The organism is Pseudomonas sp. G5(2012), assembly GCF_000408945.1.
GTDB classification, from domain to species: Bacteria; Pseudomonadota; Gammaproteobacteria; order Pseudomonadales; family Pseudomonadaceae; genus Aquipseudomonas; species Aquipseudomonas umsongensis.
In genome coordinates this window covers 311,414-338,012 of the sequence record NZ_APIO01000001.1, presented here as the reverse complement: position 1 = coordinate 338,012, position 26,599 = coordinate 311,414, and the positions used below count along the sequence as shown (strand labels likewise).

At 57.2% G+C, this 26,599-nt stretch carries 25 protein-coding genes and 2 pseudogenes; 17 read left to right on the top strand and 10 right to left on the bottom strand.

The window, feature by feature from the left end; all coding sequences use genetic code 11:
- Positions 1-8: 8 nt before the first annotated feature.
- From PG5_RS01540 to PG5_RS35200, 13 genes and pseudogenes are all read left to right on the top strand, one after another.
- Positions 9-1,052, top strand: coding sequence for a PLP-dependent cysteine synthase family protein (locus PG5_RS01540; protein WP_020795330.1), 1,044 nt, complete (start codon positions 9-11; stop codon positions 1,050-1,052).
- 22 nt (positions 1,053-1,074) lie between these two features.
- Positions 1,075-2,253 carry a PLP-dependent aspartate aminotransferase family protein gene (locus PG5_RS01535; protein ID WP_020795329.1) on the top strand — a complete coding sequence of 393 codons (1,179 nt, stop codon included), beginning with the start codon at positions 1,075-1,077 and terminating at the stop codon, positions 2,251-2,253.
- Between the two features lie 99 nt (positions 2,254-2,352).
- The gene (locus tag PG5_RS01530) at positions 2,353-3,198 is read left to right on the top strand and encodes an ABC transporter substrate-binding protein (protein ID WP_020795328.1); all 846 of its coding nucleotides are present in this window, start codon (positions 2,353-2,355) and stop codon (positions 3,196-3,198) included.
- A 42-nt stretch (positions 3,199-3,240) separates the two neighbouring features.
- Positions 3,241-3,936 (top strand): amino acid ABC transporter permease, encoded by a 696-nt coding sequence (locus PG5_RS01525; RefSeq protein WP_020795327.1) that lies wholly within the window; start codon positions 3,241-3,243, stop codon positions 3,934-3,936.
- Positions 3,933-4,628: an amino acid ABC transporter permease gene (locus PG5_RS01520; protein WP_371106595.1), complete on the top strand. Its 696-nt coding sequence runs from the start codon at positions 3,933-3,935 to the stop codon at positions 4,626-4,628. The genes PG5_RS01525 and PG5_RS01520 overlap by 4 nt, the downstream gene beginning before the upstream one ends.
- A 4-nt stretch (positions 4,629-4,632) precedes the next feature.
- The gene (locus PG5_RS01515) at positions 4,633-5,391 is read left to right on the top strand and encodes an amino acid ABC transporter ATP-binding protein (RefSeq protein ID WP_020795325.1); all 759 of its coding nucleotides are present in this window, start codon (positions 4,633-4,635) and stop codon (positions 5,389-5,391) included.
- A complete protein-coding gene (locus tag PG5_RS01510; protein ID WP_256227808.1) occupies positions 5,392-6,981 on the top strand; it encodes a Na+/H+ antiporter NhaC family protein in 1,590 nt (529 codons plus the stop codon).
- Between the two features lie 14 nt (positions 6,982-6,995).
- Positions 6,996-7,859 carry an MBL fold metallo-hydrolase gene (locus tag PG5_RS01505; RefSeq protein ID WP_020795323.1) on the top strand — a complete coding sequence of 288 codons (864 nt, stop codon included), beginning with the start codon at positions 6,996-6,998 and terminating at the stop codon, positions 7,857-7,859.
- A 58-nt stretch (positions 7,860-7,917) separates the two neighbouring features.
- A pseudogene (locus PG5_RS35210) lies at positions 7,918-8,241 on the top strand (TIGR01244 family sulfur transferase); the annotation flags it as partial.
- 45 nt (positions 8,242-8,286) lie between these two features.
- Positions 8,287-9,504 carry an FAD/NAD(P)-binding oxidoreductase gene (locus PG5_RS01500; protein WP_042955202.1) on the top strand — a complete coding sequence of 406 codons (1,218 nt, stop codon included), beginning with the start codon at positions 8,287-8,289 and terminating at the stop codon, positions 9,502-9,504.
- A gap of 9 nt (positions 9,505-9,513) precedes the next feature.
- Positions 9,514-10,320: a sulfite exporter TauE/SafE family protein gene (locus PG5_RS01495; protein WP_020795321.1), complete on the top strand. Its 807-nt coding sequence runs from the start codon at positions 9,514-9,516 to the stop codon at positions 10,318-10,320.
- Between the two features lie 114 nt (positions 10,321-10,434).
- Positions 10,435-11,469: pseudogene (locus tag PG5_RS35205) on the top strand (cache domain-containing protein); the annotation flags it as partial.
- Between the two features lie 54 nt (positions 11,470-11,523).
- On the top strand, positions 11,524-12,324 hold the full coding sequence (locus PG5_RS35200) for a methyl-accepting chemotaxis protein (RefSeq protein ID WP_371106594.1): 801 nt from the start codon (positions 11,524-11,526) through the stop codon (positions 12,322-12,324).
- A gap of 974 nt (positions 12,325-13,298) precedes the next feature.
- On the opposite strand, the gene PG5_RS01485 is transcribed toward PG5_RS35200, so the two are convergent.
- The 9 genes from PG5_RS01485 to PG5_RS01445 all read right to left on the bottom strand — a co-directional run bounded on the left by PG5_RS01485 (position 13,299) and on the right by PG5_RS01445 (position 19,442).
- Entirely contained in the window at positions 13,299-13,727 is a 429-nt protein-coding gene (locus tag PG5_RS01485) for a hypothetical protein (protein ID WP_042955154.1), read from the bottom strand.
- A complete protein-coding gene (locus tag PG5_RS01480; protein WP_042955153.1) occupies positions 13,724-14,128 on the bottom strand; it encodes a hypothetical protein in 405 nt (134 codons plus the stop codon). The genes PG5_RS01485 and PG5_RS01480 overlap by 4 nt, the downstream gene beginning before the upstream one ends.
- Positions 14,129-14,408: 280 nt before the next feature.
- The gene (locus tag PG5_RS01475) at positions 14,409-14,990 is read right to left on the bottom strand and encodes a hypothetical protein (protein WP_020795319.1); all 582 of its coding nucleotides are present in this window, start codon (positions 14,988-14,990) and stop codon (positions 14,409-14,411) included.
- Positions 14,991-15,261: 271 nt separating this feature from the next.
- Complete coding sequence (locus tag PG5_RS32880) at positions 15,262-16,680, bottom strand: hypothetical protein (RefSeq protein ID WP_020795317.1); 1,419 nt, start codon at positions 16,678-16,680, stop codon at positions 15,262-15,264.
- 133 nt (positions 16,681-16,813) lie between these two features.
- Entirely contained in the window at positions 16,814-17,428 is a 615-nt protein-coding gene (locus tag PG5_RS01465; RefSeq protein WP_042955152.1) for a hypothetical protein, read from the bottom strand.
- 47 nt (positions 17,429-17,475) lie between these two features.
- On the bottom strand, positions 17,476-17,706 hold the full coding sequence (locus tag PG5_RS01460) for a hypothetical protein (protein WP_042955151.1): 231 nt from the start codon (positions 17,704-17,706) through the stop codon (positions 17,476-17,478).
- A gap of 46 nt (positions 17,707-17,752) precedes the next feature.
- Positions 17,753-17,986: a hypothetical protein gene (locus tag PG5_RS01455; RefSeq protein ID WP_042955150.1), complete on the bottom strand. Its 234-nt coding sequence runs from the start codon at positions 17,984-17,986 to the stop codon at positions 17,753-17,755.
- A 112-nt stretch (positions 17,987-18,098) separates the two neighbouring features.
- A complete protein-coding gene (locus tag PG5_RS01450) occupies positions 18,099-18,347 on the bottom strand; it encodes a hypothetical protein (protein ID WP_177326129.1) in 249 nt (82 codons plus the stop codon).
- A gap of 96 nt (positions 18,348-18,443) precedes the next feature.
- Complete coding sequence (locus PG5_RS01445) at positions 18,444-19,442, bottom strand: hypothetical protein (protein WP_020795313.1); 999 nt, start codon at positions 19,440-19,442, stop codon at positions 18,444-18,446.
- Positions 19,443-19,994: 552 nt separating this feature from the next.
- Here PG5_RS01445 and PG5_RS01440 point away from each other — a divergent pair.
- The 4 genes from PG5_RS01440 (at position 19,995) to dsr1 (ending at position 26,273) form a co-directional block, all read left to right on the top strand.
- Positions 19,995-21,701 (top strand): class I SAM-dependent methyltransferase, encoded by a 1,707-nt coding sequence (locus PG5_RS01440; protein WP_020795312.1) that lies wholly within the window; start codon positions 19,995-19,997, stop codon positions 21,699-21,701.
- Positions 21,702-21,838: 137 nt separating this feature from the next.
- The gene (locus PG5_RS01435) at positions 21,839-22,141 is read left to right on the top strand and encodes a hypothetical protein (protein ID WP_020795311.1); all 303 of its coding nucleotides are present in this window, start codon (positions 21,839-21,841) and stop codon (positions 22,139-22,141) included.
- A gap of 166 nt (positions 22,142-22,307) precedes the next feature.
- On the top strand, positions 22,308-22,496 hold the full coding sequence (locus PG5_RS01430) for a hypothetical protein (protein WP_042955149.1): 189 nt from the start codon (positions 22,308-22,310) through the stop codon (positions 22,494-22,496).
- The gene (gene dsr1, locus PG5_RS01425; RefSeq protein ID WP_020795309.1) at positions 22,497-26,273 is read left to right on the top strand and encodes an anti-phage defense-associated sirtuin Dsr1; all 3,777 of its coding nucleotides are present in this window, start codon (positions 22,497-22,499) and stop codon (positions 26,271-26,273) included.
- Between the two features lie 24 nt (positions 26,274-26,297).
- Here the strand turns inward: dsr1 and PG5_RS01420 are convergent, their stop codons facing one another.
- The gene (locus PG5_RS01420) at positions 26,298-26,570 is read right to left on the bottom strand and encodes a hypothetical protein (protein WP_020795308.1); all 273 of its coding nucleotides are present in this window, start codon (positions 26,568-26,570) and stop codon (positions 26,298-26,300) included.
- Positions 26,571-26,599: the final 29 nt, after the last annotated feature.

Below are 26,599 nucleotides of genomic sequence, written 5' to 3'. Positions count from 1 at the left end.
GTCCGACCATGATGAATGACTGGATCCGCGCGGCCATCAGCAGTATTTCCTGCGACCTGCTACGTTCCGCCGACACCCATATTCACAAGCTGGACATTCCGGGCTTGAAGGGCGTCGACATCTACCTCAAGGACGAGAGCACCCATCCTACCGGTAGCCTCAAGCACCGGCTGGCACGCTCGCTGTTCCTGCACGCCATCTGCAGCGGCAAGATCCGCGAGGGCACCCATGTGGTCGAGGCGTCCTCGGGCAGCACGGCCGTGTCCGAAGCCTATTTCGCCAAACTGCTGGGTCTGCGCTTCACCGCGGTCATGCCGCGCAACACCGCAAGCAAGAAAATCGAACAGGTCGAGCAGCTCGGTGGACACTGCTATTTCGTCGATCACTCGTCCCATGTCTATGCCGAGGCAGAGCGCCTAGCGCGCGAGAGCGACGGCCACTACATGGACCAGTTCACTTACGCCGAGCGGGCGACGGACTGGCGCGGCAACAACAATATCGCCGACAGCATCTTCCAGCAGATGACCGGCGAGCCGCACCCCGTTCCCCACGTGATTGTCATGAGCGCCGGCACTGGCGGCACCTCCTCGACCCTCGGCCGCTACATTCGCTACAAGGGCCACGACACCCGGCTGATCGTGGTCGATCCCGAAAACTCGGTGTTCTATGAAAGCTACCGTACAGGCGACCCGAGCCTCACCAGCCCCCATGGCAGCCGCATCGAAGGCATCGGACGCCCTCAGGTGGAGCCGTCCTTCCTGCCGGACGTGATCGACGACATGCTCAAGGTGCCCGACGCGGCCAGCGTCGCCACCCTCTACTGGCTGGAAAAGCTGCTCGGTAAGAAACCCGGCGGCTCCACCGGGACCAATATGTGGGGGGCGCTGAGTGTTGCGTTGCGGATGCAGGAGCAGGGTCTACAGGGCTCTATCGTGACCCTCATGTGCGATAGCGGCGAACGCTATCTGGACACCTATTACGACCGTGACTGGGTCGTGCGTAATATCGGCGACATCACCCCGTATGCGAAACAACTCGATCGCTTTCTTTAGCCCACGCGAGGCGTCCCCGACCATGAACCAGACCAAAAACAACTTCTCGACCCAAGTGATCCACGCCGGCGAACAGTCGACCTACGCCGACAATACGCTCTTCCCTGCAATCGTCACCTCCAGCTCATTCAGCAAGCGCAGTCTGGACGACAACCCGGACTACGCCTACGGGCGGGTCGGCAACCCCACTCGCCATGCCTACGAGACCTGCATCGCCCAGCTGGAGAGCGGCCGTGGTGCGGTGGCCTGCGCCTCCGGCATGGCCGCCACTGCCACTGTACTCGAGCTCCTGCCTAAGGACTCCCACGTGATCGTGATGGCCGGCGTCTACGGCGGCACCTTCCGCCTGATGCAGGACTACCGCAGCAAGACCTCCGGGATGAGCGCCAAATACATCGACCTCAACGACCTTGAGGCACTGGCGGCCAGCCATCGCGACAACACCCGATTGATCTGGATCGAGACGCCGACCAACCCACTGTTGCAACTGGTGGATATCCAGCGCGTGACCGACTTTGCCCGCGCCCACGGCATCCTGACCTGCGTCGACAACACCTTCTGCTCGCCCTGGAACCAGCGCCCTATCGAATACGGCGTCGACCTGGTGATGCACTCGGCGAGTAAATATATCGGCGGCCACTCCGACCTGATCGGTGGCGTGGTAGTGGCGGCTGATGAGCAGCTGTTCGCTCGCCTGCGCGCCATCAGCATGGCCATCGGTGCGGTCCAGGGGCCGTTCGACTGCTACCTGGCCCTGCGCGGGCTGAAGACCCTCGACGTGCGCATGGAGCGCCAGTGCAGCAATGCGGCGCAGATCGCGCGCTTCCTCAGCACTCACCCACAGGTCGAGGAAGTGTTCTACCCGGGGCTGGAAAGCCATCCGCAGCACGCACTGTGCAAAAGCCAGATGCGCACCGGCGGCGCGGTGGTCTCGCTGAAATTGAAGGCCGACCGCAAGGCGATGGCCCCGTTCATTGAGCAACTGTCGATCTTTGTCCTGGCCGACTCCCTGGGCGGGGTGGAAAGCATGATCAACCACTCCTACAGCATGTCGCACAACTCCTTGAGCCATGAACAGAAAATCAGCCTCGGCATCAGCGAGAACCTGGTCCGGCTCTCTATCGGCCTGGAGCACGTCGACGACCTGATCGCCGACTTGAATGCAGGCTTCGAGCGACTGCGCGAGACCTGCATCGACTAACCGAGATTCCCGATCGACCCACAAGAGGCACTCGAAGTCCGCTCCACTGATGATTCAAAAAAACTGGCGTTCCGTTTCTCAAACAAGAAAGGTCATAAAATGCAAACGAACCGCGTACTCAAAAAACACTGGAAAACCGCAGTACTGGCCCTGGCGCTGGTAACAAGCTTCTCGGCTTCCGCCGACCAACTCAGCGATATCAAGCAAAAGGGTGAGTTAGTCTGTGGCGTGCTCGGCACCGACGAGCCGTTCAGCTTCATGAAGAACCCGGCGACTCGCGAAATCGTCGGTTATGACGTGGACATGTGCAATGCCATCGCCGCGAGCATCGGGGTCAAGCCGGTGCTCAAGCAGTTGGCGGTCTCCGCCCGCATCCCCGAGCTGCAGCAGGGTCGTGTCGACCTCCTGGCTGCCTCCTTGACCCATAACAAGGAGCGCGAGGCATTGATCAGCTTCTCGCTCTCAACCTTCATCACCGGTCAGAAGGTCATGGTCAAGGCGGACAGCGGCATCAGCCAACTCGACCAGCTGGCCGGCAAGAAGGTGCTGACGATCAAAGGCTCGACCATGGAGCAGAGCGTCAGATCGGCTATCCCAGGCGCCCAGATCGTCTCGTTCGACAGTAATCCTCAGGCCTTGCTCGCCCTGCAACAGGGCAAAGGTCTGGCTTACGCCAACGACGAGACTTCCTTGGCCGGCAATTTCGCCAAACTTGGTGATGCGGCCAAGGATTATCAGCTCCTTGCGCAGCCCCTTTCAACCGAGCACATGGCGCTGGGCCTGAGGAAAGGCGAACCGGCCTTCCAGGAACAGGTGAACAAGGTGTTGCACGAGCTGGAGACTTCCGGCAAGGCCGATGCGCTGTTCACCCAATGGTTTGGCCCGGACACCAAAATGAAGTTCGCCAGCCGCTCGTTCAAGATCGAAACCGACAACATCAACTAACTTCGTTGGGGCCCGACCTGCGGTCGGGCCACGGGGCTACTTATGAATATGTTTGATTTGTCGATCGTGCTCTCCGGGGAGTATCACGACTGGCTGGTCAGCGGCTTCCTGCTGTCCATCCAGCTCGCGCTGATCTCCCTGGTCATCGCCCTGCCGCTGGCGATCGTCATCGCCGTCTTGCGGCTCGCCCCCTACGCCCTGCTACGAGGCATCGCGATCACCTACGTGGAAGCGATCCGCAACGTACCGCTGCTGGCGCACATGCTGTTCTGGTATTTCGGCGCGCCGGAGCTGCTGCCAGCCCCCATCAAGGCATGGGTTTACCAACACAACATCGAGGCGATCAGTGCGGTCATCGCCCTGGTGCTGTACACCGCCGCGTATATGGCCGAGGACATCCGCAGCGGCTTGCGCTCCATTCCCAAGGAGCAAATGGAGGCGGGCCGAACCCTGGGCTTCGGCTTTATCAGCACCATGCGCCTGGTGATCCTCCCGCAGTCGCTGCGGGTGACGGTGCCACCGCTGATCAGCCAGACGCTGAACCTGTGGAAGAACACCAGCATTGCCATGGTGATCGGGGTCGCTGAAATGATGTATCAGGCCCAGCAGGTGGAAAGCGCCACCTTCCGCGGTTTCGAGTCGTTCGCCGTGACCACCGCAGGTTATGTCAGCGTTTCGATCGCCGTCACCCTGTTGTCCAGCTGGTACCAGCAACGCTATCCCGTACGGAGTGCCTGACGATGCTCGATCTCATCCAAACCTATGGGCTGTACTACCTGATCGGCCAGTACCCGAACGGCCCTTTGGGTGGCCTGTTGATGACCCTGATTCTGGCGGCATCGGCGCTGGTACTGGCCTTCCCGGTCGGGGTACTGCTGGCGCTCTGCCGCATCAGCCCGTACGCGATTTTGCGGGTGCCGGTCACCGGCCTGGTACATGTACTGCGTGGCACGCCGTTATTGATGGTGATTTTCTGGGCCTACTTTTTGCTGCCGACCCTGACCGGTCAACGCACCGATCAGTTCGGCACCATGCTCGCCGCCCTAGTGATCTTCGATGGGGTCTACCTCGCCGAAATCATCCGCGCCGGGATTCTTGGCTTGCCCCGCGGGCAAATGGAAAGCGCCCGTTCACTGGGCTTCTCGTACCTGGCCGCGATGCTGCTGGTAATCCTGCCCCAGGCCTTTCGCAACATGCTGCCCTCGCTGGTGAACCAGTTCGTCTCCACCATCAAGGAAACCTCGCTGGGCTACATCATCAGCCTGTCCGAAGTGTCGTTCGTCGCATCGCAGATCAGCGCTCAGCTGCTGACCAGACCGGTCGAGATCTATGCCGTGCTCGGCCTCACTTACTTCGTCATGTGCTTCAGCCTGTCGCGCTTCGCCTTCTGGCTGGAAAAGCATCTCGCCGTCCGTTCTGCAAAGGTTTAATCCCATGATCGAACTGAAAAATGTCAACAAGTGGTACGGCAACTACCATGCTCTGGCCGACATCAACGAAACCGTCGCCAAGGGTGAGGTGGTCGTGGTCTGCGGCCCGTCGGGCTCCGGTAAGTCGACGATGATTCGCACCCTCAACCGGCTGGAAGCAATCCAGAGTGGCAACATTTTCATCGACGGCGTGGACATCCATGCGCGCTCCGTCAGTGTCAACGCACTGCGCAGCCGGATCGGCTTCGTGTTCCAGCAGTTCAATCTCTTCCCGCACCTCACCGTGCTGGAGAATTGCACCTTGGCACCGCGCCGCCTGCGCAAGCTGCCCGCCAAGGAGGCGAAAGACCTGGCCATGAGCCTGCTGGAACGGGTAGGGCTGGCCCACAAGTCTTGCGCTTACCCCGCCGAGCTATCGGGCGGTCAGCAGCAGCGCGTGGCCATCGCCCGGGCACTGGCCATGAACCCACCGGTCATGCTGTTCGATGAACCCACCTCCGCGCTGGACCCGGAAATGGTCGGCGAGGTGCTGCAAGCGATGAAAGGCCTGGCCAAAGAGGGCATGACCATGGTCTGCGTCACTCACGAAATGGGTTTCGCCCGCGAAGTGGCCGATCGGGTGATTTTCATGGATCAGGGCCGGGTGCTCGAACGCGCGACGCCCGAGTCGTTCTTCCAGACCCCGGAACACCCTCGCGCACAGCGTTTCCTGTCCGATATTCGCTCACCCTATGCCGGGAGCGCGCTGCCACAAGTGTCTTGAATGAAAGGCCGGCGGCAGGCTCGCCTGCCACCCTCAAAGGCCAAGGAATGTAACTACGACTTCAAACAATCGCAGCCTCCAAGGCTCAGCAAGCCTTGGAGTCAAACGCTAACAAAAACCAACAATAAGCAATCCAGAAAGAGTGTACACAAGATGTTTGATTTCGGTATTTGGACAATCATGCCCCCGATCGTGACCATTTGCCTGGCGGTGTTCACCCGCCAGGTGATCTTGTCACTGCTCGCGGGGGTGGTCGCGGGCTTCCTGGTGCTCTCCAACTTCCAGTTCGCAAACGGCTTGGGAAGCTCGGTGCAAGGCATGGTGGATGTGTTCAAGTCTGAGGGGGCGGTGAAAACCATTCTCTTTGGCCTGATGGTCGGCGGGGTCATCCACCTCGCCCGCATAACGGGCGGCATGGAGGGGCTGGTCAGGCTACTGACCGATAAGGCGCGCATTGTTAAAGGCCCGATCAGCTCACAGCTGCTTGGGTGCGCTATCGCAGGGCTGATCTTTATCGAGAGTAATCTCGCGCTGCTCACCGCCGGCACCGTGACCGGTGGCCTGTCGAGCAAGTACCGGGTCTCTCGCGAACAGATGGGCTACGTGATCCAGAACACCGGCCTGAGCGTGTGGTCATCCGTCCTGTTCAACGGCTGGGGTGCAGCGATGATGGGGGTTATTGCGATGCAAGCCGGCAAGGGCTTCATCAGCGGAGAGCCGTTCAACATCCTGGCTCATTCCATCGTTTACAACTTCTTCGCCTGGGTCACCCTGATCTTCGTCCTGCTCAGTGTCTTCACCCGTTTCTCTTTTCCCGCCATGCGCCGCGCCAACGCGCGTGCACTCCAGGGAATCGAGTTGCGCGAAGGCGCCATACCGTTGGTGACAGACCTCGACGAAAGCCCTGCGCAGCAAAACCGCGCCCCTTGCACCTCAAACCTGCTGTTGCCGCTGCTGGCGATGATCGTCACCGTGCCTCTAGGTCTGTACATCACCGGTGACGGCAGCATCAGCAAAGGCTCGGGCTCCACAGCCGTGCTCTGGGGCGTGCTGGTGGGCCAAGTGGTCGGGGCGCTCCATTACATCCTGGTCAAGCGCGTGTTGACCGTCGATCAGTATTTCCGCGAGCTACTGATTGGCTACCAGTCGATGGTCCCGCTCGGCGTGGTCATGACCCTGGCGTTTCTGATCGGCAATGTGTGCGGAGAACTGAACGTCGGCGGCTACCTCTCGGAGCACATCAATGGCTATGTGCCGGTGAGCCTGTGCGCCGCCTTCGTATTCATCATCGCCGCGGTGATCTCCCTGTCCACCGGGACCTCCTGGGGCACCTTCTCGATCATGATTCCAATCGGCATCCAGATCGCCGCGGCATCAGGGGCGGATCCTTACCTGATCATCGGCGCAGCGATCTCCGGCTCGATTCTCGGCGACACCGTTTCACCGATCAGCGACACCGGGATTGTGACCTCAATGGCCACTCGCGGCGACCACATGGACCACATAAGAACCCAGCTACCGTACTGCCTGACGGCGGGACTGGTTGCGCTGCTGCTGTTCATCGCAGTAGGCGTGGCTCAAACGATTTGAGATTGGAAATGACGATGCCATTTAACCTTGAACCTGTCTTCGACCCTGAGAGCTGCACCTACAGCTATCTGCTCAGCGACCCGCTGACCCAGCGCTGCGCAATCATCGACCCGGTGCTTGACTACGATACCGCCGCCGCGCGCATCTCGTACGTCAGTGCCGATCGCCTGATCGAGCAGGTGCGCGCCAACGGGCTTACGCTCGAGTGGATACTGGAAACCCACGTGCATGCCGACCACCTCTCGGCCGCCCGCTATCTGCAAGTGCACCTGGGCGGACAAATCGGCATTGGCGATCGTATTCCCCAGGTGCAGGACACCTTTGCCAAGCTGTTCGACGCCGATGATGGGTTCAAGGTCGACGGCAGTCAGTTCGACCGTCTGTTCGCCGATGGTGAAACCTTTCACATTGGCGCGCTGTCCGTCGTTGTACTGCACACCCCCGGCCATACGCCGGCTTGCGTGAGTTACTTGATCGAAGATGCGGCGTTCGTAGGCGATACCCTGTTCATGCCCGACTGCGGCACCGCCCGCTGCGACTTTCCCGGTGGCGACGCTCATCAGTTGTACCGTTCGATTAATCGGCTGTTCGAGCTGCCAGGTGATACCCGCCTGTTCATGTGTCACGACTACAAGTCCCCCGTTCGCGACCACTACTGTTACCAGACCACGGTGGCCGAAGAGCGCGCGCACAACATCCATGTCGGCCAAGGCATCGGTGAGGCTGATTTTGTTGCCCTGCGCGCAGCGCGCGACAAAACCCTGGGCCAGCCCAGGCTGCTGCTGCCGTCAGTACAGATCAACATGCGGGCCGGCGAGACACCTGCGGCAAAGGCCAACGGCATCAGTTACCTGAAGATTCCGCTCAATTTGTTCTGAACAGCTTTATTGAGTTCAGGCAGAGCGACATGGATAACCTCTCAAGAGTCTAATCGGCATGCAAGTCACCCCTCATAGCAACGTTTTTTCAACAACCGGGCAAATCACTCCGGATGATCTGACCGAAGCTGCCACGCTCGGGTTTCGCTCAATTATCTGTAACCGACCCGATCATGAAGGTGGCGCAGATCAACCTGCCAGCGCGACCCTTCAAGCCGAAGCCAAACGTCTGGGGCTTGAGTTTGCCTATCTCCCGGTTCAGCCCAGTGCCATCAACGACACTGATGTAGAAAATTTTGGCCGGCTGCTGGACCGCTTGCCAGCACCGGTTTTGGCCTTTTGCCGCACCGGTAATCGCTCAACCACGCTCTACCAAAAGGCGTCCGCGAATGCCACTCGGAGCAAAGCCGCCGGCGGTCTCCCTGACATCACCGCCGACATCCTGATCATTGGGGGTGGGTCGGCAGGCATCGGGGTTGCGGCCAGCCTGCTCAAGCGGGCTCCCGACCTGCGGATCACCCTGATTGAACCCAATGACCAACACTACTACCAACCGGCCTGGACGCTGGTCGGCGGTGGCGCCTATGACGTGTGCAAGACCGTCAGGCCCATGTCAAAAGTCATTCCGCGCGGCGCCACCTGGATCAAGGCTGCGGTGGTCGAGGTTCTGCCCGACACCAAGCGTCTGACGCTGAGCAATGGTCAACGCATCGCCTATCAGCACCTCATAGTCTGCCCGGGGCTGAGGCTGGCCTGGGAGCACATCCAAGGACTGGAGGAAACCCTGGGCAAGCATGGGGTGACGTCCAACTATCGCTATGACCTTTGCACCTACACCTGGCAGCTGGTGCAGGGGCTACGCCGCGGCAAAGCGCTGTTTTCCCAGCCCGCGATTCCGATCAAATGCGCCGGCGCCCCGCAAAAAGCCTTGTACCTGTCTTGCGACCACTGGCAGAAGTCAGGTGTCCTGCAGGACATGGATGTCGAGTTCAATCTCGCTGGCGCCGCACTGTTCGGTGTGGCCGCCTTCGTCCCGCCCCTGATGAAGTACATCGAGAAGTATCAGGCGCAGCTGGTCTTCGGGTCCAACCTGGTCAAAGTCGACGGCCCGGGCAAAACCGCCTGGTTCGAAAGCCGGGACGCGCACGGCACCCTCGTTCGGCAGGCCAAGCGCTTCGACATGCTGCATGTGGTGCCGCCACAGGTCGCCCCCGAGTTCATTCGCTCAGGCCCCCTGGCGGACTCCGCTGGCTGGTGCGAGGTGGATCCGGGAACGCTACAACACTGCCGTTATCCGGACGTATTCGCCCTCGGTGATATCTGCTCCACCAGCAACGCCAAAACCGCCGCTGCCGCCCGCAAACAAATCGTCGTCGTGGCCGAGAACCTCCTGGCCTTGCGCAGTCATCAGCCCATGCCGCTGCGCTACGACGGCTACGGGTCGTGCCCGCTGACCGTCGAAAAAGGCAAAGTCGTGCTGGCCGAGTTCGGCTACGGCGGCAAACTGCTCCCCTCCTTCCCCTTGGACCCGACGGTTGCCCGGCGGTCCGCGTGGTTTCTGAAAGCCAGATTTTTACCCTGGTTTTACTGGAACGGCATGCTCAAAGGCCGTGAGTGGCTGACGAGCGTCTCCAAGCCTGAGTGAGGGACGAGCATGCTATTAGGTGCAATGTTCGGAATAGCTATCGGCATCATTCTTGGCCTTACCGGTGCAGGGGGCGGCATTCTGGCCATACCGGCGCTGGTGATCGGGCTGGGCTGGACCATGACGCAGTCGACTCCCGTTGCGCTGTTCGCCGTCAGCGCCGCGGCCGCTGTCGGTGCCGTGGATGGCCTCAGAAAAGGCTTGGTCCGTTATCGTGCAGCCGTGCTGATGGCGTTATTGGGGGCCGTCTTCTCGCCGCTGGGCGTGTACGTTGCCCATTCGCTACCCAACGCTGTACTGATCTCACTGTTCAGCGGGGTGATGGTCATTGTGGCGATTCGTATGGCTCGGCAGGCCTCGGACAACTCGCCTAAACACGCAGGTGATGAACAGCCCTGGCAACACAAAAACTGCATGCTCAACCCGCAGACCGGCCGACTGCGCTGGACCCTGAAATGCTCAACCACCCTGGCCGTCGTCGGCTCAGTCTCAGGGCTGCTCACGGGGATGCTCGGCGTTGGGGGAGGCTTCTTGATCGTACCGGCGTTTCAACAGCTTTCAGACATCAAGATGCATGGCATCGTAGCCACCTCGCTGATGGCCATTGCCCTGATCTCAGCCTCTGCGGTGACAGGAGCATTGTTCGCCGGTGCCCACATCACCGCGACCGGCGGCATGTTTATCGCCGCCAGTGTCGTCGGGATGCTACTGGGCAGAATCCTCTCCCCCAGGGTGCCCGCCAAAGTCATTCAACTGGGCTTTTGCGCCGTGTGCGTTGTGGTTGCCAGCTACCTGATGCTCAAAACCTGGATGTAGAAAGCATGCCGGGGTTGGCCCTGCTCAACCCCTTAAGGCGTTCGAGTGCTGAACCGCAAATCAAGTCACTGCCTTTTCCAACAGGTTGCCGCCTCCCTCTAATAGGATGACACCATGTTCAAAGTGTTGAAGTTCAGTCACAAAATTCTCTTGACTGCATCGCTGGTGGTCATAGTCGCCTTCTCTTTGTTCATCCTGTACATCGACAATCTACAACGCATGAATACTCAAGAGAATATTCAACGCCATCTGGATGATGTTGGCTATGTCATATCCAGCAATATTCAGAGCTGGGTGGCAGGGCGCATCAAGGTCATCGAGAACATGGCACAGAGCCTCGAAGGGGACCCCAGCACCGATAATATTCAAAATACTCTGACGCAGGCAGCCCAGCAGGAAAGTTTCTATCAAGCATCGTTGGGATGGACGGATGGCTCGTTCCATACAAGCCCCAAGACTGAAATGCCCAAGGGTTACGATCCTCGAGTCGAGTCTTGGTACAAAGACACTGTGGCAAGCGGCAACATCCATCTTACAGAGCCCTACACCGACCCAGCCATCGGCGCTCTCGCGCTATCGATAACTTCGCCGGTCAAATATAGCGGGGAGATCGTCGGTGCAGCGGGTGGTACCCTCGACCTCAAAACTTTGACCGATCTCCTGGGTGCGGTGAACTTGGGCGGTCAGGGCTATGTCTTCCTGGTCAATGCCGATGGCAAAGTACTGCTCAGCCCAATACCGGATCAGGTGATGAAGTCGCTTTTCGAGATCTACCCCGAGAACACCCCGAAAATCGATGGAGCCTTCAGTGAGGTCAAGCTCGCTGGAGCCCATCGAATACTGACATTCAAGCCGCTTGAAGGGTTGCCTTCAGTCAATTGGTACATAGGTATCTCCATCGATAAGGACAAAGCCTACGCAACGCTTAATAAGCTGCGTGTCTCTGCGGTCATTGCGATGATTGCCGCAGTCGTAGCCATTGTCATCCTGCTCGGTTTACTGACTCACTGGCTCATGCAGCCGCTGCGAGAAATGGGTCGCGCCATGCAGGACATCGCCCAGGGAGAGGGTGACTTGAGTAGACGCTTGACCATCCACAGCCAGGACGAGTTTGGTGAACTGGCCACCTCGTTCAACCGCTTCGTCGAGCGGATTCACGACTCGATCCACGAGGTGTCCTCGGTCTCCATCCAGGTCAATGAGATGACCCAGCAGGTGCTCACTGCCTCCAGCTCGTCTATGAGCAACTCCCAGGAGCAGTCCAATCGCACGAACAGTGTGGTCGCGGCGATCAACCAACTGGGTGCGGCATCCCAAGAGATCGCCAGCAATGCCGCCGAAGCCTCGCGCCAAGCCTCCGATGCCCGTCATCAGGTCGAGGGTGGTCGCCAAGTGGTGGAAATGACCATCCAGGCGATGAATGAACTGTCCGGGAAAATCTGTACTTCCCGCGCCACCATCGAGACGCTGAACAGTAAAGCAGTGAACATTGGCCAGATTCTCGAAGTGATCAAAGGGATCTCCGAGCAAACCAATTTATTGGCTCTAAATGCGGCTATCGAGGCTGCTCGCGCAGGAGAAGTGGGTCGAGGTTTTGCCGTGGTCGCAGATGAGGTCCGCAACCTGGCACACCGCACCCAGGAGTCAGCGCAAGAAGTCCACACGATGATCGCGCAGCTGCAGGAAGGCGCCCGAGAGGCAGTGGCCACTATGACCGAGAGCCAGCGTCACAGCGAGGAAACCATGAAAATCGCTGACCAGGCAGGTGAACACCTTGGCAACGTGACTCTGCGCATCAGCGAAATCGATGGCATGAACCAATCAGTGGCTAGCGCAACCGAGGAACAAACTGCGGTGATTGAAACCCTTAACATCGATATCGCGCAGATCAATCTATTAAACCTGACCGGCGTGCAGAACCTGCAGACAACACTGCACGCCAATGACGAGTTGAATCAACAGACAGCGCGACTCAAACAACTGGTTGCCAGTTTCCGTGTCTGAGCGCGCGATCTATTGCCGACATGTTGGACAACTAAACCTGACCCTCAAAACGCTGGCGAGTGTTTTGGTGGAGCATGAGTTGTCCGTTCGGCTGACGATGTTATACCGCTGCGGTTGTCTATGACTTTAGAAGGATCTCGACAGCGACGCACTGACGGACCTGCTGAGAAAACCAAGCTAAGTCAAAATCAGCTCACGCGGCGAGTAGCGCCGAGCCCGTCGCTTGGGCTTGGCGCTGGTGAACGGTAAGTGACCGCAGAGCGAGCCGATTGATATTGGGCGGGATCTATCTCTCGGAAGAAATTCCGAAGTCACCGTCACACACCGTGCCGGCGACTTGTTCAAGCTAGGATCACAATCGACCTTCATCCGCCGCCCAGAGGGCGGTGAATCATGGGTTCGTAGCGTCTCGCCAGGGATTTAGCTGTAATTTACTTTCTTCATTGACAATAGCTAACCAGACGGTAAACCGAGTTATATGGCTTATAATTGTATTCGCGTCATTGCGATGCCTCTGCTCCCACCATAATCCCGATGGATCGCGATAGTCCCCAATCGTTCCTGTAAATAGCGCATCTGAAAAAGCCTTAAATAATGTTTTGGGTTCATCATAGTGCTCGTGATTGACTGCCACATACTCAACCAGTAGCCGCAACGAGAACGTTGCAGAGTCCTGCCATGATCGACTCCTTCGCCTGTTCAAATGCATGTACAAGACAAACTGATCGAGGATCCCTTGATCTGTCACGATGACGGGTAGAACCGACTGCAGGCCCGCTGCGTCAACGATCACGGTTCGGTATTCGCAGTGGGAAAACTCCAGAACAGTTCTCACGTTGCAAGCCCCCGGTTTTTGGTTTTTTGGGATCGTTTAGGGGTAACCCTAGTTCTCGACTTCCAAATATCAAGGTCATTTTTAGAAAATAGAGTCCGGTGGAGCGGTCAGATGCTTTCAGATGATAAATCCTCGTTAATTATTTCTTGGGAGCCGCATCAAATTTGTAGAACTCAACTTTATCTTGTGGAATAAGCACCGTGCGGTTAGGGGATGGCACAGTCTGTATTATTTTTTCTAGCCGCTCTTTTGGTAGTGAGTACAACTTCATCTCTACTTGATTCAAGCTACGTTTTCGCCTAAGCGCATTATCAACATCAACGTTGTCTGCTACCGGACGGTTGCGAAATAAAGTGAACGAGTACTCCTGAAACTCGGTTAGGCCTACGGTTTCGACAAAAGTATCACTATCAGAGTTTCTCATAATTGATACAACGCAGGCCTTGACGCATGGTGGGTCAGGTTTAAAAGGAACTTCATTGCACTTACATTTAACGTCTTCACCAAAGGCTTGAACAGAAATGGAGACGGAAACTGATAATAAAACTAAACTCAAGATTTTCGTCATTGTTTTATTCCTCCCGTTTCACTCCCCCGAAAGAATACCCACCAGATCATGTATGAAACTAGCCAGGCAGAGAAAAAAAGAACTGCGAGTCGCATCGTGTCTAACTGAGTCTGATATGAGCCGTTTGCCAAAGAATAGATTTCTACTAATTTCTCAGGTGTCTTTGCTACTGTGGCTGCGAGGTAATTTCGAAGGACTAAATCACCGGAAAACATAGACCACAAAAGCATTCCCCAACTGGCGATCAATATCAAATAAATCCTTCTGGCTTTTAGGGTGTTCGGGCTTACGTGTGTGGTCCCAATTACCAGAACAACACTTCCTCCTAGAAACGCGCTTGCTAAATTTACTAACTGCTGCGAGCTGCCTGACATTGCAGCTAAGGATGCCAACGTATCCATTCCTGCCTCCATAATCGTTCCTGAAGTGAATAATCTTTACATATAAACTAGCAGAAAACGGGAGGGTGGAAAGTTGGCCTCCCGGCGACAATGGCCGAAAGAGGTTTTCACTGATGTAGTTCAGCGTTTTTGGCGTGGCCTGGAATCACCTGGTGCGCTTTGAGAAATTTGCGGGCCTTAATTTCTTCGCTCATGACATTTCCTCTTAACCTGGATCGATCAGTTGGCTGGTGCGGCCCATTTTTCTCAACCAGTATGGTTATTGTCCTTGTGGTCGGGGTTAAGCATCGTCCGGATTCCGATCAGGGTCGATGTGGAACAGATACAGGCCTAGTGATTTCAGATCGCCTTTGCCGCTTGCTATCTCGTCAAGAATCTCGTCGGCGGCATAATCACTCATCCGTGCCATCCCTTCGACCTCTTGGCGCTGGTATGCCCGGTCAATCCCCGAGAAACTCCGACGATAATGCGAAAGGTGCGCGAGGGTGCCGGCGAGGATGATCGCCTGGGCGCTGTCATCTGCTGAAAGCCCAAGCTTCTCAGCGGCATGAAGAATGGCCATTGCATTACGCTCAGTGGTTGTAGCAAGACGGTGAGGTGGCAATGACCCGCTTAGTACCAACCTGCGAGCGGCACCGAGAACATAAGGCAGGGATGGAGCAGTCTTGTGATGCAAGGCATACCACTCGCCGACCTGCCGCATCTGGTCTTCGCTGGCACCAGTTTCAGCCAACGGCGCCGACCACGTGTCGAATGAACTCTTTGGGAGCTGAACATCCTCAGGGAAGTTGCCCAAGGAGGCTGCGAACGCTTTCACCAGTTGGAAACCAGCCAAGCTTACTGGCTCATCGAAGATATTCATTTGTGGTCTTCACTTTTCAAGTTCGGAATTTGGCAACACCCGCTCATTGGAGCCCGTTAAAAACTGATTAGCATCAATATCCATGATCTGATTCCGTAGTGGGTGGATCTGGTGGTGGTCAACTCGAGGACGGCATTCGACTCGGCCATTATTTTATTACCGCAGGCGTTGCAGGCCGGCGTGGCCTGGGACGACCATCCGACATCATGGTCACCCGGTCGCGGGCAATAATAGGTCAAGGCCAGAGTTACGCAGTGGGCGGGGAGATGCGTCAGGTTAGACGCCTCACGAGACGTGTTTCAGCGCTCAACACTAGATGCTTGAGCTGAAAGTACATCCCCACGTCATCATTTACTCGCATGATCGGCTTTGAGGTGCAAAGCAAATCCCATGGCTCTGGACCTAGCTCAACCAGAAAATCTGCGGCAGCCTCTGATAGCGCCGTATCGGTAATGGACTGATTGAAGAAAGCTGGTGTGAATTTCATGGTCGCGCCAAGTTCGTCCGCAATTTTATATCCCAGCTTGACGCGTTCGCATCGGCGACTCCTTGAATCGAACTGTTCAGGTTTAACCTTGCAGACGATGCTGATGGGCGTTGGGTGGTACTTGCCATCATCGTTTCCTTCACCCACCGACAAGCCAACATAACCAATAGGTTCCCAGCCCTGGGTGAGTTTTTCGAGCACGGCTGCGTATGACTCAAACGACTTTCGGTCATTGTCAAACACACCGTTGCGAGGGCTCACATCCTTGTAGACGGTAAGCTCACTCTCGACCTCGAATGTGCCAAGGGCAGGCTTCACATTCAATTTCCATTCAAGCGGGCTGAAGGGCCTGAATGTGTGCTGTAGCAGGACATGCTTGGCCATCGGATTGGAGGGGTCATCGCCGTCAGAGAGCATAACAAAGGCACCAGTCTTTACGCCGTCTTTCAGAATTTCGCCAGTCTTGGGATTGCGGGCGCTGATCTTTGCATAGCCAGTACCAGATAGCGCGACGCGCTCATGCGGGGGGCGCTGAAATTTCCCGAAGTACACGGACCAGTCAGCAATCACGTCTCTCCAGACCTGGTCCTCGATCTGCAATCTGTGTTTTGCGCAAACCATGACCTCCCGAATAACACGACTGAGCGTATGGACGCTTGAGAGCGCGAATGCTGCAGTCGGAAAGGGGAGCTCAGCCGTTGAATGAACGATTTCTGTCCGCATGTAGGCCGCTTTGACGGCCTCAATGATCTTCTCCTTATCCAGACCAGGCAGATGTTTGCGAACAATGCTGTCAAGTCGCTTCATGCCTATGGAGTGGGCCATAAGGGCGACCGTCGGATTATGCAATGCAAGGCTTTGCGCGAAGACACGAACCTGCTTCATCTCCAGTAGGAGCTGGGCAGGATATTCAAACTGAAAGGCATCGACTTTCGTCGCGTCATCGGGACAAAGCCAAATGCCGTTCGATTCTGCCCTGATTTCCTCGTCAGTAAGGCCAACTGGTGGTCTTGGGCCCTCGGGAGAGGCTGCGTAGATATGCGCAGCGATTGCTATCCCTTTCACACCAACGGAACCGTCGCCTTTGATTTCGGGACCAATGGTGGGCTTGCCGCAATCATAGAAAGAACACATATGGCCCGCGGTCCCTGCAAGGATTTTGCGCGTGCTCTCTTTAAAATTGACACGTCGTGACTTGGACATCCGCCAGTTACTCCGGTGGGGTAGTAATGCGTTGAAAAAGCTGTGACACGGCCTTGCCGGCGGGATGCCCGCTGCGCCATGCCTCCAACGGCCCAACGTTTGACGGCCGGGCCTGGGGTGAACCTGGGCGGGGTCAGACCTTCACTGGGGATGTCAGAATGTTCGGATCGAGCACGATCAAGATCGGATAAGTCACCCCATCCTGCAGTTCGTTGCCGGCAACTGCTTGATAGCCAGCTGCAATTGAAGCATCGACGATGTCTTCGATGCATTCCCGTGTGATCTGCTGAAGAAGATTCCAGGCACGCTGGCCGGCAGCGGTTTCACGCTGCTTAAGAGCGAGGTGCGTCATCTGTTTCATCTGCAGATCCTCCTCCCGAGTTGCATACTTCATGATCGCGCCTGTCCTCCAGCCATTTTCCCAGAAGGGCTGGTACTCAGCTTGGATATTGCCCTTGCCCGGACGGCGGCTTACAACGAGCTGACGCAGATGCTCCGACTCCTGAAGTGTGCACGTCACTCCTGGGGCAGAGAGATCAAGCACTCGTGCCCCCGGTTTGAGAGTTGCCTGATACACGTTATGACTAGCATCAGCCCCTCCAGCACTGCCCACAGCGAACTCACGATTCGTCGTGAAAAATAAGCCCTTGTGGAGTGGTGCGCTCCCTTTCAGGGCGCCACGTCCAGTCAACGTCCACTGACCGATGGTAGAAGGTGTCCCATGTAGCCAGTCTGTGAAGATGTTCAATGTTCTTTCCTTAATTGTCGCCGCTGCCGCCAATGCGGGCTAAGTGGTCAGCCTTTTCTAAAAACACTTGGGAGTTCCCGACTTCCCCAGAGTGTCAACGCCATCCCGATTGCAAACACAGGCGACAGAAACGTACTGAATTCGTTGCGCAGATCTGGACCGGTGGAGGGATACGTCCAGATGAAGAACATCGCTGCAGACCCCGTAATCACGCTGGCCAACCCGCTAAGCAGCAACGCCAAGTTTACACGACGTGTAGCGCGTTCAAGCGTGTTCATCAGAACTTCCTAGAGGCTCCGGCGAACCGGAGCGAATCCGTCTAAATTACTCGACCGGCTTGTACACATGCCGAGTGATCGCGAAACCATCAGCGTTCGACATAACTTCAAAATCGTACCCGAGCTGCCGAGCCATAGCTCGGAACGCAGTAATCTCCAGGTCGTCTTGGTTGCTCTTGGGTCCCTGGTAGGTCTTGCCGATCTCGCGAATGCGCTGCTCGATCATACCCAACACGGATTCGGCATATTCAGATGGGACGGTGATCTGCTTAGTGCTCATGAGGTGCCCTTATGTCATGAAGGTTGAACAGCGGAGCTCCAAAAGTAGAAATCCGCTACTGCCGAAGCCCCACGTTTTACGGCAGGGCTTGCGTGTACCGGGTGCGAATTTTCTACAGAAATACGGCGTCAGTGAGGGGCTTATTACCATCGGCACCGATGGTTGTCATCCGCATCCGCATCCGCGCCCCGTCGCCACCTCGCGTCACAAAATCCTCGGGTGGATCGATCAAGAACCCAGCAGTACGGGTGCTTGAATCGCCGATGCCGTACACTGGTTTTTCTCCTTCTGCGCTCGGCTTTACGTCGCCGAAACACAGCAATACTGCGTCGACCTCTTCGGGGGTCAATGGCAGGAACATGTTATTGGAGTGCTGCACCAATTCACCGTTGCGAGCGAAGACCTCTTGATAATCTGGCTTTTCGCGGTGAACCTGGAACAGGATCGCGAAATGCCCCTACTTGCTGGTGAGAGGAGGCGAGTCCGCATTAGACGCAACGTCGTCCATGTCGGGTTGTTTGAATCTGGCCTCCTTGTAGCGACCCTCACAAGACTTGAACTCGCTTTTGTTGAGGATTTTGAGAGGCTCCGACGGTCTTGGTGGTTCTGTCGCTGGAACGTCCTTGTACTCCATGTAGTCGGCGGCAAACAGCATTTGTCGGGCGATCCCCCACCGATAATGGGCATAGATACCGTTCGACTCAATCAGGTTAAAGTTGTCAACCGTACGTTTTTCCTTCGCCCCGATGTTGCCCCATCCCGCGATCAGAAAACTCCACCGTTCTTTACGCAAGCCCGACAGAAATTCGCCATCTGAAGCTACCAACCAAATCTTGTCGTTAGGATCGCTGTTCGCGTAAATCTTAGGACTAGGATTGAACGCCCATGCTTCGTCAATGAAAGGCCCTGTCAGCCGACTTTTCACCACGTGCACGGCGAGTCCGCCACCAAGCGAAATACCGGTCACTACCACCTTGGCCCCCTTCATGCGCAGATCATAAACACGCGGATCGTCCAGCATTTTCAGGGTGTAGTTCATGGCTTGGGAATACTGCGTAATGCTGGACAGTAAATTGGTTCCCACCCAGTCCGCTGCGTCGTTGGACCCTGCGAAGGCGATAATGATTTCTTCCCGCCCACCCGGGGTGAGTGGATGGCGCAGAAAGGTCGCTGCCTCGAAACCTGAATGCTTCCGGTCAGGCTTATCAATTACCTCTAGGTATTTTGGGGGGTAGAACTTGTGCGCGTTTCCTTCTCGATTATCGGCCTGAAGGGTCAGTGCGGAGGCTAAGGCATACATATAGCCTTGCTGCGCTACCGTCCCGGTTTTGGTGCTAAACGGACGAGCATCAGGCTTGATGAATCGGTTGTTGCACCAGATATAGCCTTTCTCCCCAAAGGTGCCATCGCAGCCACCGAGAACGGACAGCAACAGGATCAGCGCGATTTTTTTCATTGATTGTCCTGGGTGGATTGCTGAGTGGATACATCAGCTATAGCTGTGCGCTCAGTAATATCAAGTCACCAGCGTCAAGGCTGCCGCGACATTGCGCATTGTCAATTTCAGACACTGAACGATGACCCGTCGCTTCGTCCTTTCCTGACGCCAGCATTTCCAATGCCGGCAGTGGTTCGAGCCGCGTAGCGGAGCCGCAGCGCAAGTTCGAATGAAGGCCCTTGCATTCTGGGAAGTGGTGGCACACTACAAATGAATGCAATGAGCCCCCGGCGCTCTGCCAATCCCCATGCAGCACACATCAGATTTGGGGACCTGGTAAAGAGCGCGATGATTTCAATATCGGTAAGTGGGAGGCAGGCAGAGGCCTGGCTCTCGCGAACAGGGCATTGCATTCGAACCAGCCACACAACGGTTGAACAACATGCCGGAAGTAAATTAAGGACTGAAAACCTTTTGATGAGTCCACCACCTAAGCGGCTGCCGTATCGCGTAAACGCACCTCCTTGACTGGGGGTTTCGGCAGTATCGAAAACTGTACGAGATCACCCCATGACAGACCTTTCCCACGCCAAAATCGGCGATATCGTTGAGGACGCTTCCGAGTTCTTCGCGCCGGCTTCCGCTGACCTGGTGGATGGTCTTATTGGCAGCTATCTCTCTGAGCGTGGGCGTATCGAGCAACTGCATGAAATGATGACTGGCGGGGGATACAGTGGCGCCCTCTGGTACTTCATGGAAGGGAATACGAGCGATCAGGGCCGCTACTACACCACCGACATCACGCGCCTGATGCAGCTCGAACCCGCGATTGCCACGCTCAATGCGTCCTACTGGGGTAAAGCGCTGTCGCTCACTGACGTCTATGAGTGCATGCCTCAACAACGCCGTTGCGAGTGGCAAGAGCAGATCCGCAACCCCATGGGCAAGAAGGCTTCATCGCGCCGCTGGAACAATGAAGCGCAGGACGAATGGGAGGTGCATCCGCTGCCGGACTTCGAAGAGACGACGGTTCGCTCCACCCTGAATGATCTTCTGTTGGCCCGCTCCAAGTTCTTCGCCGAGCGTGTGGACGGTATATTCCGCGCGCTCTCGGGTGAACACGTGACCAACAGCCCGGCCGCCTTCGGTAAGCGCATGATCGTTGCAAACATGATCAACAGCTATGACAGCATTGATTACGAGCGTGCTGGCTACCTAAACGATCTGCGCTGCATTATCGCCAAGTTCATGGGACGCGAAGAACCGCGCCACGGCGACACTGGGCCGTTGCTGGAGGTGTTCCGGCGCCGCACAGGTGAGTGGTACGAGGTGGATGGCGGCACCCTGCGCATGAAAATGTACATGAAGGGCACCTGCCATATTGAGGTGCATCCGGAGATGGCTTGGCGCCTGAACGCGGTGCTGGCCAGCTTGTACCCGGCTGCCATTCCGGCCAGTTTCCGAACGAAACCGAAGGCCAAGGGCAAGCAGCACAAAGTGTTCGGTCGTCCGCTTCCCTTTGCGGTGATCACCATGCTGTCCAAGATGCGCTCTGAGCCAAACACGCCGGTTCGCTACGATCGCTGGGAGGAACCGCGGCAACCGCTGACGGCCAACGCACACGCACTTCAGTTCGATTACGGCGATCGTAGCGAGGCGGTACAGTCCGAGGCCGAGAAAATTCTGGCCATGATCGGAGGGGTGCGTCACAACAAGAACGCGCACGTCTGGTTTGAATTCGAATTCAGCCCACGGGAGGCCCTGGATGAAATCATCGTCAGTGGCTGCGTGCCAGATCAGAGAGCTCATCAGTTCTATCCGACCCCTGATGAGCTGGCTATCCAAGTCGTCGAGCTGGCCGACATTGGCGACGAGCACAGCTGTCTGGAGCCTTCTGCCGGCATTGGTGGCATTGCCGATCACATGCCCAAGGGCAAAACCCGGTGCGTCGAGATCAGCGACCTGCATTGCAAGGTACTGGAGGCCAAGGGCTTCGACGTCACCCAAGCGGACTTCTTGACCTGGGCAGGAACTACGGCCGACCGATTCGACCGTGTGGTCATGAACCCACCCTTTAGCGAAGGGCGCTGGCTTACGCATCTGACCGCGGCCGCGGGTCTGCTGAAGGGCGGCGGACAGGTTACCGCCGTGCTGCCCACCAGTGCGAAGAACAAGGACATGCTCCCCGGGTTCGATCTGGAGTGGTCGCGCGTCATCGAGAACGCTTTCGCCGGCACCACTGTGTCGGTGGTTATTCTGGTGGCGCGTAAAAGGTAGGGGAACAAGCGCATTGGCTGCACTGAGGTGATTCCAATAGCGCTTGTGCGGTTGCCTGCGCCGGCTGCGCACCTCTACTATCCTGATCCGCGCCTCGATGCGCACACGCCAGACAACGTAATCAGGACGTCAGCAAGATGAGCACTCAGCGTTTCGCCAATTCGCAGATGGACACCTTCTATCCCCAAGCTCCCGCAGAGCTGCAAACGGAGTGCATCGTCGAGATGTCGCCCCAGCAACTGATCGTCAAATACATGAACGACGGCGAGCTCGTTGAGTACATCGGGGAAATGGAGGGGGAGGGGCATTACCTCATCAGGGGTAAAGGCTTCGAGGCGAGCGGCACACTGCACCTGGCGGATGGTCGCCGGCTGGAAGGCAGTTGGAAGGAAGGTCAGCAGTACGGAATGTGGCGCATCTTCCTGGAGACGGAGGATTAATCGACTGATCAGCGCTGCTCAAGCGAGAGCGCCCTCGAAAGGACGATGAATCCGCAGCGGTCGAGTGCGGGCCGATACCGCCGGCGCCGACTGCCAAGCAGCTGACTGTTGTGCCAGACTACTGGATCGCTGTTTATGCCGTCCGAATAGTACTCAGGGAGAGCCAATGCGAGATGGACTGATCACACAGCCAGCTGCAGGCGCAGCTCCCTTGGTATTGGCGGCCCACCGAAACACCATCGACCGCCTGCCCGGCGATGTCGACTCCCTTAAGGTCACGCACTCCGCCATCACTGAAGCCGGCTACCCGCTGCTGCCAGATGCCCGGGTGCGGATGAGTTCCGAGGTCCGCTGAATGCCGCAATTCGTCCAAAATGGCCCCTACATTCCCGAGCGCTTACTGCAGGCGCATGAAGAGGGGCGCGTGGTGTTCTTCTGTGGGGCAGGCATCTCCTACCCCGCGCGCTTACCGGGATTCCGTGGCCTTGTGGAGGAGTTGTATCGGCGCCTTGAACCCAATGCGAGTGGGGTTCAGAAGCTAGCAATCAAGTCCAAGCAATACGACACCGCCGTAGGATTGCTGGAAGCTGTAGTCGGGCGTGAGAGAGTTCGGCGGACTATGGCGAGCATTCTCACGCCCGACATGAGCTCGCCCAAGGCAACCGCAACCCACAAGGCCCTGTTGAACCTGGGCAGGACTCGCGATGGGCGCACGCGGTTGATCACTACCAACTTCGACCGTTTGTTCGAAGAGGTGACTTCCACGGTGAGTTTTCCGGTCCACGTCTTCCAAGCCCCCCTGTTACCCGTGCCGAAAAATCGTTGGGACGGGTTGGTGTATCTTCACGGCCTACTGAGCGAGGCCCCCACAGCAAGTGAACTGGATCGCCTGGTGATTTCCAGCGGTGATTTTGGCTTGGCTTACCTCACTGAGCGATGGGCCGCGGGGTTCGTCAGCGAGCTGTTCCGCAATTACACCGTCTGTTTCGTGGGTTATAGCATCACCGACCCCGTTCTTCGTTACATGATGGATGCTCTCGCTGCCGACCGCCTGCTCGGTGAATCGTCCCCGGAGATGTTCGCGTTTGGTAGTTACTCTCAAGGCGGGGAGGAAGATCGCGCAAACGAGTGGGAGGCCAAGAACGTCACGCCGATACTCTACAAGGAACACCGCCGTCATGCGTACCTGCACAAGACCCTGCAGGCATGGGCGGAAACCTACCGCGACGGCGTGCGCGGCAAGGAGCGCATCGTCGTTGAAAGCGCGATTGCTCGCCCTCTGGCAAGTACCAAGGAGGACGATTTCGTAGGCCGCCTGCTTTGGGCGTTGAGTGACCGACACGGCCTGCCTGCCAAGCGTTTTGCCGATCTGGAGCCGGTGCCTTCGCTGGATTGGCTAACGCCGTTGAGTGAGGCTCGCTTCGGCCATATCGACCTGGCCCGGTATGGCGTTCCTCCGAATACCCGCTTGGATAAAAAGCTTGCCTTCAGCTTGATGCGTAGACCCCTGCCTTACCCGCTGGCCCCCTTCATGAGCGTGGTAGAAAGCGACGGCGTCAGCGGTCAGTGGGATGCGGTGATGGGGCATTTGGCACGGTGGCTGACTCGCCACCTGGATGATCCTGCATTGTTGCTTTGGCTCATCAATTGGGGCGGCCGTTTGCACGTCAATTTTGCCTCAGGGATCGAGCACAGCTTAGAACAGCTGGCCACACTCGAGCGCGAAGGTAAAACCGACGAACTGGCCCGAATGCGAGCCGGTGCTCCCAATGCGGTACCCCGGCCTCTGATGCGCACACTATGGCGGCTGCTGCTCGGTGGCCGCGTCAAAGTCGGTCCCCGGGCACTCGATTTATACCGTTGGCGAAATCGATTCAATCGTGACGGGCTTACATCGTCCCTGCGTCTGGAGTTCAGGGAACTACTGTCGCCACGTGTTGCGTTGCGTGCGCCGTACGGCTCCTCCGACGAGTTTGAAGGAGAAGAGCAACAACGACTCAGGGATTTGGTTGGATGGGAGATCGTCCTGTTGGCGGATGACGTTCATTCCAACCTGAAGGATCTTTCCAGTATCGAACGCTGGCAAGTAGCACTGCCCGGCCTTCTCTCCGATTTCACGGGCCTGTTGCGGGACGCGCTTGACCTGATGAGGGAACTGGGGGGCGCTGATGACAGGCGTGACAACTCGTACACGCAGCAGCCATCGATCGATGTGCACCCACAGAACAACGACTACAACGACTGGACAGCGCTCATCGAGCTGGCGCGGGATGCCTGGCTGGCCACGGCTTCGGTTTCGCCAGAGCGCGCAGCCCTCGAGGCGGAGCTCTGGTGGACCATCCAATATCCTCTTTTCAAGCGCTTGGCTTTTTTTGCTGCAACGAAAGGTGATGTCATAAACAGTCGCCGTGCCCTTGACTGGCTATTAGCGGATGACCACTGGTGGCTTTGGTCGTTGGAGACGGGGCGTGAATCCACACGCTTGCTCGTTGCCCTGGCGGAGAAGGGCGATCCTGAGATTGTCCTGGAGCTTGAACGCGCCATTCTTGCCGGCCCGTCTCTCTCGATGTTTGATGACGATGCCGATCCCGACCGGCTGGCTCGTGTTCTGGATAGGGAGGTATGGCAGCGGCTGGCTAAGGTCGCCGGCGCCGGCGCCACGTTGAGCCCGGTTGGGCAGGAGCGCCTGGATGCGCTTAGCCGGCAGTACCCGGAGTGGGCTTTGGCGCAAGATCAAAGCGATGAGTTTCCTTTCTGGAGCGGAAGCGACGATGACTGGCGAAAGTTCACTGCCACACCTCGCCGGCGCCGTGAACTGATTCAATGGTTAAAGCAACATCCTGACGCCGATTACTTCCAGCAAGATGACTGGAGGGAGCGTTGCCGCGACAACTTTGCAACTACGGCCTGTGCCCTGTGGGCCCTGGCGCAAGAGGGTTTTTGGCCGGCCAGTCGCTGGCGCGAGGCGCTGCAGGCATGGTCAGAAGGCAAGCACGTCTCACGCGCCTGGCGTTATATGGCGCCCGTATTGGCTGGGGCACCGGATGAGGCCATGGCGTCCCTAACTCACGGTGTAAGTTTCTGGCTGAGGACCATCGCTAAAACCTTTGTTGGGCATGAAAAGGAGTTTTTCACGCTAGGGCATCGCGTCCTGGAACTGCACGACCGCGACGGGAGTGACACGGACGACCCCGTTGGACGAGCCATCAATCACCCCGTGGGACATGTCACCGAGGCGCTGCTCCAATGGTGGTATCGGCGGTCACTGGAGGATGGGCGAGGGTTGCCTGTAGAGCTTAAGCCCACGTTGACGGAACTCTGCGATGGGGGCATCGAAAAGTATCGGCATGGGAGGGTCTTACTCGCGGCCCATGTTATTGCATTGTTCCGGGTTGACCCTGGCTGGACCTCGGAACACTTGTTACGTCACTTTGAATGGCAGATCTCTGAGCATGAAGCGCGCGCGGCTTGGGAGGGTTTTTTGTGGTCACCTCGCCTATACCGCCCTCTGATAGAGGTGCTGAAGGGCTCGTTTCTGGATTGCGCTTGTCACTATGAAGCATTGGGCAAACATCGCGTGCAATACGCCTCACTTTTGACCTATGCCGCACTGGATCCGGGCGATACATTCTCCTCCTCCGAGCTTGCTGGCGCCGTCCGCGCTCTCCCTCCAGAAGGATTGCGGTACGCGGCAAATGCGTTGGTTAATGCTCTGGAAGGAGCGGGAGATCAACGTGCGAACTACTGGTCGAACCGGGTTGCCCCCTTTATCAACAACCTCTGGCCAAAAGGCCAGGATGTGATGACGCCGGTGATTGCCGAAACCTTGTCCCGCTTGTGTGTAGCGGCGGGCGGAGCGTTCCCTGAGGCTATGGGGATGCTTAGTGCGTGGCTACAACCATTGGGGCATGCAGATACCGCGGTGCGTATGCTTCATAAAGCGGACCTCTGCAGGATTTTCCCTGAAAACGCCTTGGATTTTTTGAGCCTGGTGATTGGTGAGCAAACCCAGTGGCCACCCACCGATCTTTCCACGTGTCTGGAAGCCATCCGAACCGCTGCGCCTACTTTGGAGGAGGATCCACGCCACGAGCAGCTGCTGAATTACCTACACATGCATGGGTGGGGATGACAAAAGCTAAGTACGATAGGGGTTTTAATCCGGTGTGTTTTTCTTGATCAGCCCTACAAGGCTGGCGGCGGCGATCGCCTGTCCAGAGTCACGATCTATGGCATGTAACTCTTCAGCGGCATTTTCACTCAGCCCACTATTTGTGAGAGTGGCCACCATTGTCAAACCATTGAGCATCCAAAAAGACGACGAAATAGCACTGTTGCGATCCTGGCCTTCAGGCAGCAACAGCGCGCAGCGGAGATTTTCGAGCTCGTGGCGGGCCTGCTCAATGATGGTCATCTCTAAACGGGTCATTCGTGACTCTCCATAAACATGTGGACACG